Source organism: Bradyrhizobium sp. DOA1 (assembly GCF_001593325.1).
Lineage (GTDB): Bacteria > Pseudomonadota > Alphaproteobacteria > Rhizobiales > Xanthobacteraceae > Bradyrhizobium.
Window position 1 is genome coordinate 3,988,655 of sequence record NZ_JXJM01000001.1, and the last position, 15,722, is coordinate 4,004,376.

At 64.3% G+C, this 15,722-nt stretch carries 14 protein-coding genes; 11 read left to right on the forward strand and 3 right to left on the reverse strand.

From position 1 onward, the window contains the following. Positions 1-168: 168 nt before the first annotated feature. Genes SE91_RS19070 through SE91_RS19105 form a run of 8 tightly spaced genes read left to right on the forward strand, consistent with a single transcriptional unit; the run spans position 169 to position 9,150 of the window. Positions 169-1,281, forward strand: coding sequence for an NAD-dependent epimerase/dehydratase family protein (locus SE91_RS19070; RefSeq protein ID WP_061848674.1), 1,113 nt, complete (start codon positions 169-171; stop codon positions 1,279-1,281). Further along, positions 1,281-2,345 carry an NAD-dependent epimerase/dehydratase family protein gene (locus tag SE91_RS19075; RefSeq protein WP_061848675.1) on the forward strand — a complete coding sequence of 355 codons (1,065 nt, stop codon included), beginning with the start codon at positions 1,281-1,283 and terminating at the stop codon, positions 2,343-2,345. The genes SE91_RS19070 and SE91_RS19075 overlap by 1 nt, the downstream gene beginning before the upstream one ends. Next, the gene (locus SE91_RS19080; protein ID WP_061848676.1) at positions 2,342-3,628 is read left to right on the forward strand and encodes a TIGR04295 family B12-binding domain-containing radical SAM protein; all 1,287 of its coding nucleotides are present in this window, start codon (positions 2,342-2,344) and stop codon (positions 3,626-3,628) included. The genes SE91_RS19075 and SE91_RS19080 overlap by 4 nt, the downstream gene beginning before the upstream one ends. Beyond that, positions 3,625-4,737: a glycosyltransferase family 4 protein gene (locus SE91_RS19085; protein WP_061848677.1), complete on the forward strand. Its 1,113-nt coding sequence runs from the start codon at positions 3,625-3,627 to the stop codon at positions 4,735-4,737. The genes SE91_RS19080 and SE91_RS19085 overlap by 4 nt, the downstream gene beginning before the upstream one ends. Then, positions 4,734-5,864 (forward strand): CgeB family protein, encoded by a 1,131-nt coding sequence (locus tag SE91_RS19090; protein ID WP_061848678.1) that lies wholly within the window; start codon positions 4,734-4,736, stop codon positions 5,862-5,864. The genes SE91_RS19085 and SE91_RS19090 overlap by 4 nt, the downstream gene beginning before the upstream one ends. After that, complete coding sequence (locus tag SE91_RS19095; RefSeq protein WP_061848679.1) at positions 5,861-6,949, forward strand: CgeB family protein; 1,089 nt, start codon at positions 5,861-5,863, stop codon at positions 6,947-6,949. The genes SE91_RS19090 and SE91_RS19095 overlap by 4 nt, the downstream gene beginning before the upstream one ends. Beyond that, on the forward strand, positions 6,946-8,070 hold the full coding sequence (locus SE91_RS19100) for a CgeB family protein (protein ID WP_061848680.1): 1,125 nt from the start codon (positions 6,946-6,948) through the stop codon (positions 8,068-8,070). The genes SE91_RS19095 and SE91_RS19100 overlap by 4 nt, the downstream gene beginning before the upstream one ends. 12 nt (positions 8,071-8,082) lie before the next feature. Then, positions 8,083-9,150 (forward strand): UDP-glucuronic acid decarboxylase family protein, encoded by a 1,068-nt coding sequence (locus tag SE91_RS19105; RefSeq protein WP_060735690.1) that lies wholly within the window; start codon positions 8,083-8,085, stop codon positions 9,148-9,150. A gap of 744 nt (positions 9,151-9,894) precedes the next feature. Here the strand turns inward: SE91_RS19105 and SE91_RS19110 are convergent. Beyond that, on the reverse strand, positions 9,895-10,722 hold the full coding sequence (locus tag SE91_RS19110; protein ID WP_061848681.1) for a dienelactone hydrolase family protein: 828 nt from the start codon (positions 10,720-10,722) through the stop codon (positions 9,895-9,897). A gap of 22 nt (positions 10,723-10,744) precedes the next feature. Here SE91_RS19110 and SE91_RS19115 point away from each other — a divergent pair, with 22 nt between their 5' ends. After that, on the forward strand, positions 10,745-11,875 hold the full coding sequence (locus SE91_RS19115; protein ID WP_197489484.1) for a GlxA family transcriptional regulator: 1,131 nt from the start codon (positions 10,745-10,747) through the stop codon (positions 11,873-11,875). 2 nt (positions 11,876-11,877) lie between these two features. Here SE91_RS19115 and SE91_RS19120 read toward each other — a convergent pair whose 3' ends face one another. Further along, positions 11,878-13,056: an acyl-CoA dehydrogenase family protein gene (locus SE91_RS19120; protein WP_061848682.1), complete on the reverse strand. Its 1,179-nt coding sequence runs from the start codon at positions 13,054-13,056 to the stop codon at positions 11,878-11,880. Positions 13,057-13,451: 395 nt separating this feature from the next. Between SE91_RS19120 and SE91_RS19125 the strand changes: the two genes are divergently transcribed. Beyond that, a complete protein-coding gene (locus SE91_RS19125; RefSeq protein ID WP_061848683.1) occupies positions 13,452-14,702 on the forward strand; it encodes an ABC transporter substrate-binding protein in 1,251 nt (416 codons plus the stop codon). A gap of 19 nt (positions 14,703-14,721) precedes the next feature. On the opposite strand, the gene SE91_RS37155 is transcribed toward SE91_RS19125, so the two are convergent. After that, positions 14,722-14,925, reverse strand: a complete 204-nt coding sequence (locus SE91_RS37155) for a hypothetical protein (protein ID WP_197489591.1) — start codon at positions 14,923-14,925, stop codon at positions 14,722-14,724. On the opposite strand from SE91_RS37155, the gene SE91_RS19130 reads away from it, so the two are divergent. After that, the gene (locus SE91_RS19130; RefSeq protein WP_060735686.1) at positions 14,827-15,654 is read left to right on the forward strand and encodes a helix-turn-helix domain-containing protein; all 828 of its coding nucleotides are present in this window, start codon (positions 14,827-14,829) and stop codon (positions 15,652-15,654) included. The genes SE91_RS37155 and SE91_RS19130 overlap by 99 nt on opposite strands. Positions 15,655-15,722: the final 68 nt, after the last annotated feature.

The following is a 15,722-nucleotide window of genomic DNA, read 5'->3' on the forward strand; positions in this document are numbered from 1 at the left end:
AGAGAAATATTCGTTTGTACAGTTTGGAGGAACGAACATTCCTTGCATCGCTTCTGACTCCAAACGTGACTGGCGTGCAGGTCGTCCGACCAGACAGTAAGGCGCGCTTCACCAGACATCATCGATCGATCCCGAACGGACCGATCTCAAGGTTGCACGGAGCGGTGAATGACGCGGGCATTGATCACGGGGGGCGCAGGCTTCATCGGTTCTCATGCGGCAGATGTACTGCTTGCGGCTGGCTACGAGGTCCGGCTGCTCGATAATCTTTCGCCGCAGGTCCACGGAGGTAACCGTCAGCGCCCCTCCTATCTCGCCGACGAGGCCGAGCTCGTCGTCGGCGACGTTACCGACAGCGCTGCGGTCGAACACGCCTTGCGCGGGGCCGACATGGTCCTGCATCTGGCTTCCGCCGTCGGCGTCGGTCAGAGCATGTACGACATCGAGCCTTACGTGCGGACCAACGAACTCGGTACGGCCGTGCTCCTCCAGGCGCTGTCAAAGCGCCCGGTCGAACGGCTGGTGGTCGCCTCCTCCATGAGCATTTATGGCGAAGGTCTCTATCGCAGCCCCGATCAAAGCGTCGTCGCCTGCGACGAACGTCCGATCGAGCAGCTGCGCAGAGGGGAATGGGAGCTGCACGACAGTGCAGGACATCCACTCGTCCCCGTGCCCACGCCGGAGACCAAGCTGCCGTCGCTCAGCTCAGTCTACGCATTGAACAAGTTTGCGCAGGAGCGCATGTGCCTGATCACGGGCAAGGCCTACGGCATCCCGACCGTGGCGCTGCGCTTCTTCAACGTGTTCGGTCCCCGTCAGGCTCTGTCGAATCCCTATACCGGCGTGCTCGCGATCTTCGCCGCGCGGCTGCTCAATGGCCGGCCGCCGCTCGTGTTCGAGGACGGCGAGCAACGGCGCGACTTCGTTCACGTGCACGACGTCGCCCGCGCCTGCCGCATCGCGCTGGAAGCCGAGCACACGCAAGACGTCTTCAACGTCGGCTCGGGCCAGAGCCGCACCATCCTGTCCGTGGCCCAGGACCTCGCCGAGGTCATGGGTCGCAGCGACATCGCGCCCGAGATCACGCGCAAATACCGCGCCGGCGACATCAGGCATTGCTTCGCAGACATGGGCAAATCGCGCGACCTGCTCGGCTTCGAGCCGCACGTCGCTTTCAAGGACGGCCTGGAGGAGCTCGCGGACTATCTCGCAGACCAGATCGCCGACGACCAGGCCGAGCGAGCGACCCAGGAGCTGCTGCAACGAGGATTGGTTGCGTGATGAACGAGCGAGACAACAGGCCTGTCCTGATCACCGGCGGTTGCGGCTTCATCGGTTGCAATCTTGCCGACCGGCTGGCGCAGCGTGGCGAGCGCGTACTTGTGTTGGACAATCTGGCCCGCGCCGGCGTGCGCGAGAACGCGCAATGGCTGAAATCCAGGCATGGCGACCTCATCACCATCGCGGTGGCCGACATTCGCGAACCGATCCCGGTGATCGATGCCGTGCGTGAGGCCCGCGCGGTGCTGCACTTGGCAGCACAGGTCGCCGTCACCGACAGTGTGAGTGATCCCGCCGCCGATTTCGAGATCAACGCACGCGGCACCCTGAACGTGCTCGAAGCCGTTCGGCTGCACAACAGCACCGCTCCGATCGTGTTCGCCTCCACCAACAAGGTCTATGGCCGCCTGATCGAGGACAGCGACATCGCGCTCACCGGCCGCCGTTATACGCCCACAAGCGACTTGTTGGCCGACGGCATCTCCGAAAACGCTCCGCTCGACTTCTACAGCCCCTACGGCTGCTCCAAGGGGACCGCGGACCAGTACGTCCACGACTATGCCCGGGTCTATGGTCTCCAGACCGTGGTGATGCGCATGAGCTGCATCTACGGACCGCGCCAGTTCGGAACTGAAGACCAAGGCTGGATCGCACATTTCCTGCTGAGTGCAATTCGAAACAAGCCACTGACGATTTACGGCGACGGCTATCAAGTCCGCGACGCACTGCATGTATCGGATGCGGCCTCCGCCTGGCTCACAGTGCTCGACCGGATCGCGCTCGCACGCGGGCGCGTGTTCAATCTCGGCGGCGGGCCTGCCAATGCGGTCAGCCTCCGGGAACTCATCGACCGCATTACCGAATTGACTGGTCACCAGGTCACGTACGACTTTGCTGATTGGCGTCCGGGCGATCAGCCCTGGTACGTCACCGACACCCGAGCGCTGTCGACCGCCCTCGGATGGGCACCGCAGGTCTCGATCGCCAACGGGCTTCGTTCACTCCACGCCTGGCTCGACACCCGCTTCGGCACAGCTCAAAGCAATCGCGAGGCCCTGGCATGACGCGCGTCGCCCTGATCAATCCGAATTGGGATTTTGGCGGCAGCATCTATTTCGGCTGCCGGTCTCCCCACCTTCCGCTCGAGCTTGGAATTTCGGAACATTATCTGAAGGCGGCCGGGCACCAGACGCTGCTGCTCGATGCGCATATATTCGATCTGTCCCTCCGGGACATCATGGCCGAGCTGCGCGCATTCCAGCCCGACCTGATCGTCCTCACGACCGCACCGACCTACCTGTTCTGGCGCTGCGCTCCTCCGGAGCTTCGCGTCCCGCAGGAACTTGCTCAGGCCGTGGGAGATCTCGCTCCGGTTCTGGTCGCCGTCGGGCCGCACGGCTCGACGACGCCACGAGCGGCCCTCAGGAAGCTTGCGGTCGACATCATCGTGATGGGCGAATGTGAAGCGTCCCTGCTGCGGCTCGCGAACGGCGAGCGAGACTTTCCTGGGCTCTGCTTTGCGGACGGCGCCGCGATCCGGGTCAATGGCGGCCCGCAGGCCGTCGACTTCAGGGATCAACCGGCGCTCGACTGGCCGGATGAGATGATCCGGCGGCATCATCACCACCACCACCGGTTCGAGGCCGGGCCAGTGGGCCCTGGCGCGGAGGTGGAGGCATCGCGCGGATGTCCCTACAATTGCACGTTCTGCGCCAAGGAGAATTTCCGCAACGCCTACCGCAAGCGGCCACCCGCAGTCATTCTCGACGAGATCGATCGGCTGCGGGGCCAAGGGGTCGAATACGTCTACTTCATCGACGAGATCTTCTTGCCGAACCCGGAGCTCCTGGAAGGGCTGAGCACGCGCGGCCTCAAATTCGGTGTGCAGACGCGCATCGATCTCTGGAAGCCGGACATGCTCGCGCTGCTCGGCCGCGCCGGCTGCGTCTCGATCGAGGCCGGCGTCGAGAGCCTCACTGAGGAGGGACGCGCGGCGCTGGCCAAGAATTGCAGGATGACCACCGATCAGCTCGCCGACCGGCTGGTCGAAGCCCGCCGCCACGTTCCCTTCGTGCAGGCCAATCTGATCGAGGTCCCCGAGGACGACGATCCCGTGGTGCAGCGCTGGCGTCACAAGATGCAGGATGCCGGCATCTGGGCCAACGACCCCGTCCCGCTCTATCCCTATCCCGGCTCGCCCGACTATCGAAAGCTGTGGGGCGAGGCCGACGATTTCGCCTGGGAGCGCGCGCATCGGCACTATCTCGGCATGTTCGACCGATTCAGCGACGTGCAGAACGAACGGCCGATCCCGCTCGATGCCCTCGAACATCCGGTGGCGCCATGAGCCGCAGCTCGGACATCAGGGTCTTGATGACGACCGACACGGTCGGCGGCGTGTGGACTTATTCCTGTGCCCTCGCCTCAAGCCTTGCCGCTTCGGGGGCCGAGGTCACCCTTGCGACAATGGGGCCGCCCGCCCGCGTCGACCAGCGCGAGATGCTGCGCGGCTCCGGTGTACGCCTTTTCGAAACCGACCTCGCTCTGGAATGGCAGGACCCGGAAGGGCGCGATCTCCTCAAGGCCGAACGAATGCTCGCCAGCCTCGAAGCACGGTTCAGTCCGGACATCGTCCACCTCAATAGTTTCCGGGAGGCGACCTTGTCGTGGCGTGCGCCGACCGTTCTGGTGGCGCACTCCTGCGTCAACTCATGGGCGTTGGCCTGCCGGGATACGGCCTGGCTCAACGAGCCTCGGTGGGCACGCTATACCGAACGAGTGGCCGCGGCGCTCGACAGCGCGCAGGCCTGGGTCTGCCCGAGCCAGTCCTTCCACGATGACGTCGTGGGACTCTATAACCCCCGGTCGCCGGGCGCCGTGATCTGGAACGGGATTGCTCCTGGGGACCTTCCAAGTCGAAAGCGGGAGATGATCTTCGCGGCAGGCCGACTGTGGGATCGAGCCAAGAATATCGGGGTGCTGGCTGCGGCTGCACCGGGACTGGCTTGGCCGGTTCAAGTGGCTGGCCCGGCCGATGCAGATTCGTCCGCAGGCGTCACCTGGCTTGGTCAATTGCCGCACAGCAAGGTGCGCGGACATCTCCAGCACGCCGCGATTTTCGTAAGCCCGGCGCTGTACGAGCCGTTCGGCCTCTCCGTCTTGGAAGCAGCTGCCGCCGGCTGCGCGCTCGTGCTATCGGATATCCCGACGTTCCGGGAATTGTGGAGCGATGCCGCCCTGTTCGTCGATCCCGACGACAGTCAGGCGTTGCACCAGGTCCTCGCCGAGCTCTGCGCCGATCGCACCAAAAGGTCGCGCCTGCAACGCGCCGCCTACGAGCATGCCCTGACCTATTCGCTGGCGCGCACGACGAGCGCCTATCGGAAGCTCTACGAAGGACTGCTCGCGTCCACCCGCTTTTCACCGCAAGCCGGCCAGATCGAGGTGCGCGCATGAAATGCGTCCTGTTCTATCACGCATTCACCTCCTGCTGGAACAACGGTAACGCCCACTTCCTGCGCGGCTACGCCCGCGAGCTGCATGCGCTCGGTCACGAGGTCGTCGTGTTCGAGCCCATCGACGGCTGGAGCCGGTTGAATGCCATCCGCGAGAGCGGCAGTCAGGCCCTGCAAGACATCGGCCAGCTATTCCCGGGCATCTGCATTCGGCGCTACGACGCATCGCTCGATCTCGACGAAGCGCTCGATGGCGCCGATCTCGTCGTCGTGCATGAATGGAATTCGCCTGATGTGATCGCGCAGATCGGGGACAAGCGCGCGCACGGCGCTCCCTTCACACTGTTGTTCCACGATACCCATCACCGCGCGGTCACCGCGCCGGATGAGCTTGCACAGTTCGATCTCGACGCCTTCGACGGCGTGCTCGCCTTCGGCGAGGTGCTTCGCCAGATCTACATGAAGCTCGGCTGGGCCGATCGGGCCTATACCTGGCACGAGGCGGCCGACGTCGCCTTGTACCACCCGCTGCCGAATGTCGAACCTACCGAGGATCTGGTCTGGATCGGCAATTGGGGCGACGGTGAACGCGGCGCCGAGCTGGGCGAGTTCCTGGTCGAGCCCGTTGCCGAGCTGAAGTTGCGCGCGAGCGTCTATGGCGTTCGCTACTCCGATGACGCCATCCGGACCATCCAGGCCGCAGGCATCCGCCACAGTGGCTGGCTGCCGGCGCACTGGGCGCCGGTCGCGTTCGCCAGCGCTCGCGCGACCGTCCATGTCCCGCGCGGCCCCTATGTGCGATCGCTTCCGGGAATCCCCACCATCCGTGTGTTCGAGGCGCTCGCCTGCGGCATTCCCCTGGTATCGGCTCCCTGGTCCGATGACGAAGGCATGTTCCCGGACGGCGCCTATCTCAAGGCAGCCAATGGCACGGAGATGAAGCGCGCGCTCCGCGCCGTCCTCGACGATCGGGAGCTGCCTTCCGCGATGGTGGAGACCGGCCTCCGGACCGTCCGGGAGCGCCATACCTGCCGCCATCGCGCACAACAGCTCGTGGACATTGTCGAGGCCATTCGCGGCTCCGATCGCTCGTCACAGCCTCTGCATATTGCCGGAGCCTCCGCATGAAGATCTGCTTCTTCGGATCCAGCCTCGTCTCGTCCTACTGGAACGGTGCCGCCACCTATTATCGCGGCATGCTCAAGCAGATTGCGGCGCTCGGACACGACATTACCTTCTTCGAGCCCGACGCCTTCGAGCGGCAGGCCCATCGCGACATCGCCGATCCCGATTGGGCCAGGGTGGTCGTCTACCCCGCGACCACCGACGGCTGGCGCAGCTCGCTCGATGCGGCCGCGAAGTCGGCCGACATGCTGATCAAGGCCAGCGGCGTCGGCGTCTTCGACGAGGAGCTGGAGATGGCGGTTGCCGCTTTGCCCTCCCGAACCATGCGCATCTACTGGGATGTCGATGCTCCCGCCACGCTCGAAGCCATGGCGAGCGATGCCGCGCATCATCTGCGGCGCGCGATTCCATCCTACGACATGGTCTTGACCTATGGCGGCGGCGATGGCGTCGTCTCGGCCTACCGCGCCATGGGCGCACGCGACTGCGTGCCGATCTACAACGCGCTCGATCCCGATACGCATTGTCCATCGTCTCCCAAGGCAGACTTCACCTGCGATCTGAGCTTGCTGGCCAATCGCCTGCCAGATCGCGAGCAGCGCGTCGAGCATTTCTTCCTCGACGTCGCGCGGCAATTGCCGGACAAGACGTTCGTTCTCGGCGGCTCCGGCTGGGAGACCAAGGACACCGCGAGGAACATCCGCAAGGTCGGGCATGTCGGCACCGGCGAGCACAACGCATTTTTCGGCTCCGGCCTGGCCACGCTCAACGTCAATCGCGACAGCATGGCCCGCTACGGCTTCTCGCCGCCGACGCGGGTGTTCGAGGCGATCGGCGCAGGCGCCTGCCTGATTACCGACCAATGGGACGGCATCGACCATTTCTTCGAGCCCGATCGCGAAGTGCTGGTGGCCGCCAATGGAGCCGCCGTGGCCAATCATCTCGGCGCCCTCAGCATCGACCGCGCCGCCGCGATCGCCAGCCGTGCCCGCGCGCGCATTCTGAGCCAACACACCTACCGGCACCGCGCCCGTCAGTTCAATGATCTCTTCGTCGGAAGCAGCTCGCGCATCGAGGCAGCAGAATGAACCTGAGCATTGTCGTCGTCGGTCTTTCGGTCACGTCTTCATGGGGCAATGGTCACGCCACGACCTATCGCGCCCTGATCGAAGCCCTCGCGCGACGAGGCCACAAAATCACGTTCCTGGAACGTGATGTCGCCTGGTATCGCGAGCATCGCGATCTGACCACGCCGTCGTCGTGGACTGTCGAGCTTTATCAGTCACTGACGGATATGCCTCATCGCTTCGGCAAGTTGATCCGGGAGGCTGATCTCGTCATCATCGGCTCCTATGTGCCCGATGGCATCGCCATCTCCGAATGGATCACGAGCCAGGCGCGGGGAATTACCGCCTTCTACGACATCGACACGCCGGTGACGCTGGCGAAGCTCGACCAGGGCCTCGACTATTTGTCCGCCGCGATGATCCCGCGTTTCGACCTCTATCTGTCCTTCGCCGGCGGTCCTGTCCCCGGCATGATCGAAGCGCAGTACGGCAGCCCGATGGCACGTGTTCTCTATTGCAGCGCCGACACCGATACTTACAAGCCGCAGCAGGCGCGGACCAAATGGTCGCTGGGCTATCTCGGTACCTATAGCGAGGACCGGCAGCCCGTCCTTGAACAATTGTTGCTGTCGCCAGCGCGTAAGCTGCCGTCGGAGCAGTTCGCCGTCGCTGGGGCGCAATACCCCGCTCATATCGCCTGGCCCGGCAATGTCATGCGGATCGAGCACCTCGCGCCGAAGCAACATCCGATGTTCTACGCGGAGCAGCGCTTCGCCCTGAATGCGACCCGCGCCGACATGCGCGCTTTGGGCTTCTCGCCGAGCGTGCGGCTGTTCGAAGCTGCCGCGTGCGGCACGCCGGTAATCTCCGATCGATGGCCTGGGATCGAGACCATTTTCGAGCCGTCGCGGGAAATCCTGCTGGCCTCGAGCCCGCGCGACGTCATTGAGATCTTGCGCGACATGCCCGAGGACCGCCGGCGCGCGATCGCGGAGAACGCGCGCCGACGTGTCCTCGCCGATCACACCGCCGACCATCGGGCTCGCCAGCTCGAACGCTATTACGCCGAAGCAACTGCGCGCCGCCGCCGCAAACCGGCCCGGCTTCCCGCCGCCCGACCGGTGCAAGTCGCCGAACTCTGAGAGAGCTTTGCCATGACACTCCAGACCCGCATCCCCACTCTCCGCCGCTCGCCGAGCGTGCTCATCGCCGGCGGGGCCGGCTTCATCGGCTCGCATCTCTGCGATTCGCTCCTGCAACGTGGCAACAGGGTGATTTGCCTGGACAACCTGTTCACGGGCAGCGTCGACAATATCAGGCCGCTGCTGAACCATCCGAACTTCCGTTTCATCGAGCACGACGTGCGCGACGAGATCGAGGTCGAGGACGAGATCGACCGCATCTACAGTCTCGCCTGCCCCGCGTCGCCCCGCCACTACCAGAAGGATCCGGTCGGCACGATGAAGACATGTGTGCTCGGCACCATCAACATGCTCGAGCTCGCCCGCCGGAAAGGCGCTCGCGTCCTGCAAGCCTCGACAAGCGAGGTTTACGGCGATCCGGAGGTGCATCCACAGCCGGAATCCTATCTCGGCAACGTCAATCCGATCGGGCCGCGGGCCTGCTACGACGAAGGCAAGCGCGCCGCCGAGACGCTGATGTTCGACTATCAGCGCACGCACGGGACCGAGATCAAGGTCGCGCGCATCTTCAACACCTACGGCCCGCGCATGCTGGAGAACGACGGCCGCGTCGTCTCCAATTTCATCGTGCAGGCGCTGCGCGGAGAGCCGATCACGATTTATGGCGGCGGCACGCAGACCCGGAGTTTCTGCTTCGTCGACGATCTCGTGCGGGGCCTTCAGCTGCTGATGGAAAGTCCGGCCTCGGTGACCGGCCCCTGCAATCTCGGCAATCCCCACGAGGTTACGATCGAGACCATAGCACGGGAGGTGCTCACATACACCGAGTCCGCGTCCACGCTTCGCTTCGAGGCACTGCCGAAGGACGACCCGAAGCGCCGCAAGCCCGTCATCGACACCGCCACCCGGCTGCTGGGATGGCGCCCGCGCGTGGCGCTGAGGGATGGTCTTCAGGCTACGATCGCCTATTTCTCGTTGCGCATCGCGGGTGAGTCACCGACCCTGGTGCCCGCCACTGCGTCGCGCCGGACGGGGCACACGGCACGAAGCCAGTTGAAGGTCACTCATCTGGGTGGATGACCTCGTGCCGACAGGGCACCGGCGAGATGGTCACACCTCCGCATTCTCGCGGCGCAATTCGCCCGAGCTTTGCTTGATCACTCCACCCTCTTAAGCCAAGAGGGCGCAGGGAAGGCCGGGTGCCGGCGGCACCTGCGGTCCGCTGCGCAAAAGGCACACGCAGAAAACCGCACAGCAGCATACAGGTGAAGCCCAACACACGGCCTTCCCTGCGCGATGGTCGGACGGCTTATGCCGTGCTCTCCCGGGAGCCGAGTTCCTTCTGGCCTCCCTCACCCTCACGGAATTCACCGGCCCCGCGCCGGTTGACGCTAGTGCCGCATCCGCAAGAGCTTGACCGTAGCAACGACGGCCAGGACCACACGGTTTTGCCGTACGCACGGTTCGTTGACGCCACAGGGTCCGACGGCGTTGTGCACGTTGCCCTCGGAATATGACGCGACGAACCTGACAGCGCCGCTCGTCCACGCGATGCGAAGGGCTCACGGAGAGCAATCCGCCCTGCCCTTGGCTTTCGCGCACGACGCTGCTGCGTCCACCGCAAGCCCGGCTCTGCGATCACACGACAACATGACCGCCCCTCAAGGGTGAGCCGGGATGGACGACACATACGCCGTTTCCGAATTTCGGCAAAGTGGAATATTTTTGCGCAGGCGCATTGACATCGGAGCGAAACAGGCCGAGACCGCACCCGATATGCGTCAGCCGAATGCAGATTTTTCGGCGCCGACCAGCTGCGGAGTATCAGGCCGATTCCGCCTTCAGACGCTTCCGGAAGAATGCGATGATCTCATCCCGGGCTGCGAGCGTGGGCTGACCGGCCTCGTCGACGAGATCGACCGTGACGACGCTGTGGGGCGTTTTGACGAACTGCGCAAAGAACGGCGGTCTGGGTCCGGTATTCGCGGCCGTGTCAGGCAGGACGCGACCGATGAAGCGATCGCCGAGCGCGGCCCGATAGGCGGCAAACCGTTCGGCGCGGCAGAATGAATCACCTGCAAACCGGTAGGCAAGAACGGTCAGGTCTTCCCGTTCGAGCCGTGAGCGGATCTGCGACAGTTCGTCGGCAGAGCTCTCGATGCCGCCGGGATTGTCGAGCGGCAAGGACGGCTGCGACACCACTGGAGCCAGCACGGCCTGATCCAGCATCATGTTCAGCGCGAAATTGCCGGTGAAGCACATGCCGATGGCCCCGACGCCCGGCCCGCCGCTCTCGCCATGGGCGAGCCTGGCGAGCACCCGCAACCAGTTCGATACAGGGCTCGACGCGCCGCCGCCAAGCGCGCGAAATTCAGCGCTGACGCAGGCGCGCTTGAAAACGCCGGCCGCAGTTTCCGCGTCGGGAACATCGCCGTCCGCTCCGAACAAGGACGGCATGTAGACGCGGAAGCCGGCGCCGCGAACCCAGCGGGCGAAACGCGCAACATGCGGGCTGATGCCCGGCATTTCCGTCATGACGATGACCGCGGGTCCCTCGCCCGCGACGTAGACCGGCTTCGTCGCGCCCTCCAGCGAGACGATCCGCCGGTTTAAATCAGAGAGATCATCAGGCTTCAGCAGCGCATCGCTCATGTCGTCCTCCGGTAAAGGTTGCGTGAACGGTATTTCCCGGCCATTGATTTCGACAAGTGTCATAAATGACATTAATCAGGTCGATTTTGCCATGCCGCTCATTGACGTTCTGGTCCTGGAAGGCGCCTCTGCGGCCAGTGTCGCCATTACCTTCGAACTGATCGATGTGGCCAACCGCATTCGTGCAAGAGCCGGACGGCCACCGTGCTTCGACGTGAGAGTTTCCGGCTCCGGGGCAAGGTGGGCAACGCAGCTTGCAAGGCTGCCCTCGAAAGCAAACGCCAACAGACCGGCAGACGTGGTGATCGTCCCCGGGCTGGCCTGGATGGATGAGCACCTCGTTCGCGAAGGATTGCAGCGGCGGGATGCCGAAACGGCGAGGAAGGCGCTCCGGGCAGCCTTCCAATCCGGAGCTGAGATCGCCAGCTCCTGCTCGGCGGTCTTCCTGGTTGCGAGCGCCGGGCTGCTGGACGGCCGTCAGGCAACCACGACGTGGTGGCTCGGACCTCTGTTTCGGCAGCTGTTTCCGAGAGTGACGCTCGACACGGATGCGATGGTGCTGACCGATCGTCGCATGGCGACGGCCGGCGCGGCGATGGCTCAGCTCGACCTGATGCTCTCGATCATTGCCCGTCATGCCGGACCTGATCTGGCGGACAGCTGCGCCCGGTTCCTCCTGCTCGACCGGCGGCAATCGCAATCCCGCTACATGGCGCTATCCTTCCTCACCGCCTCGGACGATCGCGTGTCACGCGCGGAACGCTGGGCGCGAGCGCGACTGCACCGGGCCTTCACGATCTCGGAACTCGCAAAGGCCGCGGGCCTGGGTGCGCGCACTTTTGCGCGCCGGTGCGAGCGCGCCACCGGACTTTCGCCGGTGAGATTTCTTCAGAAGCTGCGCGTCGACAAGGCGATGGAGCTTCTGGAGACCACACGTCTCGGCCTCGACGACATCGCGGAGAAGGTCGGCTATGCCGACCCCTCCACGCTTCGTAAGCTTTTGCATCGAGAGAAGACGCCCGGTGCGCGGGCCGTGCGGGCCGGTCGCAAACGTGACAGTGGCGCCGCGGCCATGACGCATGGAGCACGGCGAGATGCAACGCGCAGGCGGCTTCCGGCCAGCGCCAACGGTACGGGCTCAAGCGGAGTTTGACGTCAGCGCGGCCTGAGAAGCTCACGCGCGACGATCAGCTTCTGAACCTCGGTCGCTCCCTCGTAGATGCGGAGCGCGCGGACTTCGCGATAGAGGCTTTCGACGATCTCGCCCTTGCGTACGCCGCGACCACCGAACATCTGCACCGCGCGATCGACGACGCGCTGGGCGGTTTCCGTGGCGGCCAGCTTCGCCATCGCCGCCTCACGCGTGGTGGAAAGCTTCTGGACGTCGCGGCGCCATGCGGCGCGATAGGTCAGCAGCGCCGCCGCGTCCGTTTCGGTCGCCATGTCGCCGAGTGCGGCCTGGGTCAGTTGCAGGTCCGACAGCGTCGTCCCGAACATGCGCCGTGTCTGCGCGTGCAGTCGCGCCTCCTCCAGCGCCCGCCTGGCGAACCCGAGCGCCGCAGCGGCGACCGAGGCCCGGAAGATATCGAGGGTCTGCATCGCGATCTTGAAGCCGCCGCCTGCCGCTCCGAGACGACGGCCGATCGGAATGCGGCACTCGTCCAGGCGCAGGGTAGCGAGCGGGTGCGGCGCGACGATGTCGATGCGCTCGGCCACGCTGAAGCCGGGATCATCCGGGAACACTGCGAAGGCCGAGATGCCGCGCGCGCCCGGCGCCTCGCCGGTTCGCGCGAACAGCGTGTAGACGTCGGCGATCCCGCCATTCGAAATCCAGGTCTTCTCGCCGTCCAGCACGTAGCTATCGCCATCTTCGCGCGCCATGCAGCTCATCGCCGCCACATCCGAGCCCGCGTCCCGCTCCGAAAGCGCGAATGCGGCCAGCCATTCGCCCGAACGTACCTTGGGCAGCACGGCGTTCCGCAGCTCCGCCGAGCCGGCAAGCGCGATGGCTCCGGATCCGAGCCCCTGCATGGCGAATGCGAAATCGGCGAGTCCATCGGCATAGGCCAAAGTCTCGCGCGACAGGCAGATCGAGCGGGAATCGATGCTGGCCGCATCACCATCGGGTGCGGCAACTGCGCAATCCAGCAGTCCGGCCGAGCCGAGCGCGCGCACGAGCTTGCGACAGGCAGCGTCGACGTCGCTGTGGTCGACCCCATCAAGTCCGCCCTGCGTGACGAAACGGTCGAGCGCCTCGCAGACGGCGCGATGACGCGGCTCGAAGAACGGCCAGTCCAGCCAGTCCCGGGAGATCATCTTTGCCGGTGAGCTCATCTGTCGCTCCACGAGGTGGGGTTTGCCGGACGGCTGGCATGGTCTTGGCGTGCGGGTGATCGAACAAGCCGACTGGCCAAGCCAATTGCTTTAAGCTTAAACTATTTCGTTCTGGGGCGACGTTGTCAAGCCGCGGGGCGCGCAAACGACGTCCCGGTGCTTGTCGCCGGTGCATTGAAGCCTGTTGAGAGCCAGCACAATCACAGCCTGCTGCACCGCAGAACGATTTGCGTCGCAACATCCAAAATGAGACTGCCCGTCAAGCCAGACGAGCCGTCCACGCATGCACGGCATGCAACTTCGGTTAGCCTCCCCGTCAAATCCGCAAGCCTTCGAGCTGCGGGCGCAACGCCGATCCGGCGCGGCGACAAATCGACGACACAGGGAGGAGCACAATGTCCAAATGCAGTGTGGGGCTGCTCGCGCTGAGCAGCCTGTTTCTTTCAGGCGCCGCGATCGCTCAGGAGAAGATCAAGGTTGGCGTGACCGCAACGCTCGAAGGCACCTATACGGTGCTCGGCGAGGACGGCATGCGCGGCCATCAGACCGCCCTCAACGTGCTCGGCAAGAAAATCGGCGACAAGGAGCTCGAATTCATCGTCGCCTCGACCGACGCAACGCCGGACTCCGCCGTGCGGGCCGTGCGCAAGCTGATCGAGCAGGACAAGGTGCAGATCCTGCTGTCGCCGCTCTCCGGCGACGAAGGCATCGCAGTGAAGAACTTCGCAAAAACCCACCCCGAGCTGACCTTCATCAACGCGGCCTCCGGCGCCCAGGAAACGACTTACGTCGATCCCGCCCCGAACTTCTTCCGCTACAACATGGACGGCGCGCAGTGGCAGGTGGGCCTCGGCAAATACGCCTACGAGGAGAAGAAGTATCGCAAGATCGCGACCGTCGGCGAAGACTATTCCTTCATCTACACGCAGGTCTTCGGCCTCGTGCTTGAATTTTGCGGCGCGGGCGGACAGGTCACGAACCGGCAATGGGTGCCGCTGGGAACGAAAGACTTCGCCTCCGTCATCGCCGCCCTGCCCGACGACGTCGATGCAATCTATCTCGGCCTTGGCGGCGCGGATGCCGTCAACTTCCTCAATCAGTACCAGCAGGCCGGCGGCAAGGCCCATCTGATGGGCGGTTCCATCATGATCGATCAGACCATCCTGTCGTCGAAGGGCAACGCCAAGAATGCCTTGGTCGGCACCATCGCGGCGAGCGGCCAGGCCGACACCTGGGAAGATCCGGGCTGGCAGAAGTTCGTGAAGGCCTATCAGGACGCCTTCCCGCCCAACAAGCGCTTCCCGAGCCCGTCGCTGCTCGCAACCAACTACTATGATTCGACCATGGCGCTGATCCTCGCGCTGCGCCAGGTCAACGGCGACCTCTCCAACAACCAGGCGAAGTTCAAGGAAGCGCTGGCGAAGATCGAGATCGATGCGCCGAATGGGACGATCAAGCTCGACTCCAACCGCCAGGCGATCGGCACCAACTTCGTCACCGAGGTGGTCGACGATGGCAAGGGCGCGCTGTTCAGCAAGGTCGTCAAGGTGATCCCGAACGTGAACCAGACGCTCGGCTACGATCCGGCCGTGTTCGCCAGGATCGGACTGCCGAGCCGCACAGTCCCGGAATGTAAGAAATACTGACGCATCACCTCCGGAACGCTCAAACGGAGAGCGACTTGCTGACGCGGTCGCTCTCCGCTCTTGCAATCTCGTCGGCGTTGATGAACGCTGGCGGAAAAGACAAGAACATTCGGGAGGGGAAGGCATGAGCCGTGCGCTCGCCGTCTTCCACGGCCGGTTCGGCCGGGCGACGGTTTATCAGTTGAACCGCCCTTTCAACATCCACGCCCATCGTGAAGGTCATTTGATCTTCCATGTCGGCGGCATGCCCGCATGCATTGACGTCTCCAATGGGCACTACGACCTCACCGAAACCTCTGTCGTCGCCGTCAATCCGTGGGAGCCGCACAACTTCCTGCCGGCCGATGTCGACGGCGGCGCGATCTTCTTCGTGCTTTACGTCAATGCTGAATGGTTTGCACCCGACGCCTCCGGCTCCGACCGGTTGCGTTTCGGCCGCACGCAGTTCAGGCGGACACCTGCCCTCGACAAGCACATCAGACGAACCGCCGCGCTCGTTTGCGGCGCACCGTCACTCTCCAGTCTGGATTCCGAGCTGAGGCGGCTGATCGACATCTGCTACGACGAAAGCTGGCAGCAGGCCGAGATCACGCGCGATCCGCGCGCAAACGGCTCGGTCACCGATTTTCGCGTACGCAAGTGCATCAAGATGATGTCGGAGAGCCCCGGCGCCGAGATCGAGCTCGACGCCATCGCGCGGGAGTCCGGCCTGTCCCGCCCACATTTCTACCGGCTGTTCCGCGTCCAGACCGGCGTCACGCCGAACCTCTATCTGAATACGCTCATCATGGAACAGGCGCTCGAGGCATTGGTGGCGAGCGAGGCGCCGATCGCCGATATCGGCTTCGATCTCGGCTTCTCCTCGCAAAGCGGCTTCACCCGTTTCTTCGCCGCCAATGTCGGCATGGCTCCGACCGATTATCGTCGTGCAGCCAAGGTTTTGCGCACCTGAGCGCCACGCGAAAAGATACTCACGATCAAACGTCGCTCTCGCAGCCCGGCTAGGATGTGGGCAACGCG

Coding starts and splice junctions, on each gene's coding strand:
- SE91_RS19110 (WP_061848681.1), bottom strand. CDS start 10,722: ATGAGCGATGCGCTGCTGAAGCCTGATGATCTCTCTGATTTAAACCGG.
- SE91_RS19105 (WP_060735690.1), top strand. CDS start 8,083: ATGACACTCCAGACCCGCATCCCCACTCTCCGCCGCTCGCCGAGCGTG.
- SE91_RS19075 (WP_061848675.1), top strand. CDS start 1,281: ATGAACGAGCGAGACAACAGGCCTGTCCTGATCACCGGCGGTTGCGGC.
- SE91_RS19085 (WP_061848677.1), top strand. CDS start 3,625: ATGAGCCGCAGCTCGGACATCAGGGTCTTGATGACGACCGACACGGTC.
- SE91_RS19100 (WP_061848680.1), top strand. CDS start 6,946: ATGAACCTGAGCATTGTCGTCGTCGGTCTTTCGGTCACGTCTTCATGG.
- SE91_RS19120 (WP_061848682.1), bottom strand. CDS start 13,056: ATGAGCTCACCGGCAAAGATGATCTCCCGGGACTGGCTGGACTGGCCG.
- SE91_RS19095 (WP_061848679.1), top strand. CDS start 5,861: ATGAAGATCTGCTTCTTCGGATCCAGCCTCGTCTCGTCCTACTGGAAC.
- SE91_RS19125 (WP_061848683.1), top strand. CDS start 13,452: ATGTCCAAATGCAGTGTGGGGCTGCTCGCGCTGAGCAGCCTGTTTCTT.
- SE91_RS19080 (WP_061848676.1), top strand. CDS start 2,342: ATGACGCGCGTCGCCCTGATCAATCCGAATTGGGATTTTGGCGGCAGC.
- SE91_RS37155 (WP_197489591.1), bottom strand. CDS start 14,925: ATGACCTTCACGATGGGCGTGGATGTTGAAAGGGCGGTTCAACTGATA.
- SE91_RS19130 (WP_060735686.1), top strand. CDS start 14,827: ATGAGCCGTGCGCTCGCCGTCTTCCACGGCCGGTTCGGCCGGGCGACG.
- SE91_RS19090 (WP_061848678.1), top strand. CDS start 4,734: ATGAAATGCGTCCTGTTCTATCACGCATTCACCTCCTGCTGGAACAAC.
- SE91_RS19070 (WP_061848674.1), top strand. CDS start 169: ATGACGCGGGCATTGATCACGGGGGGCGCAGGCTTCATCGGTTCTCAT.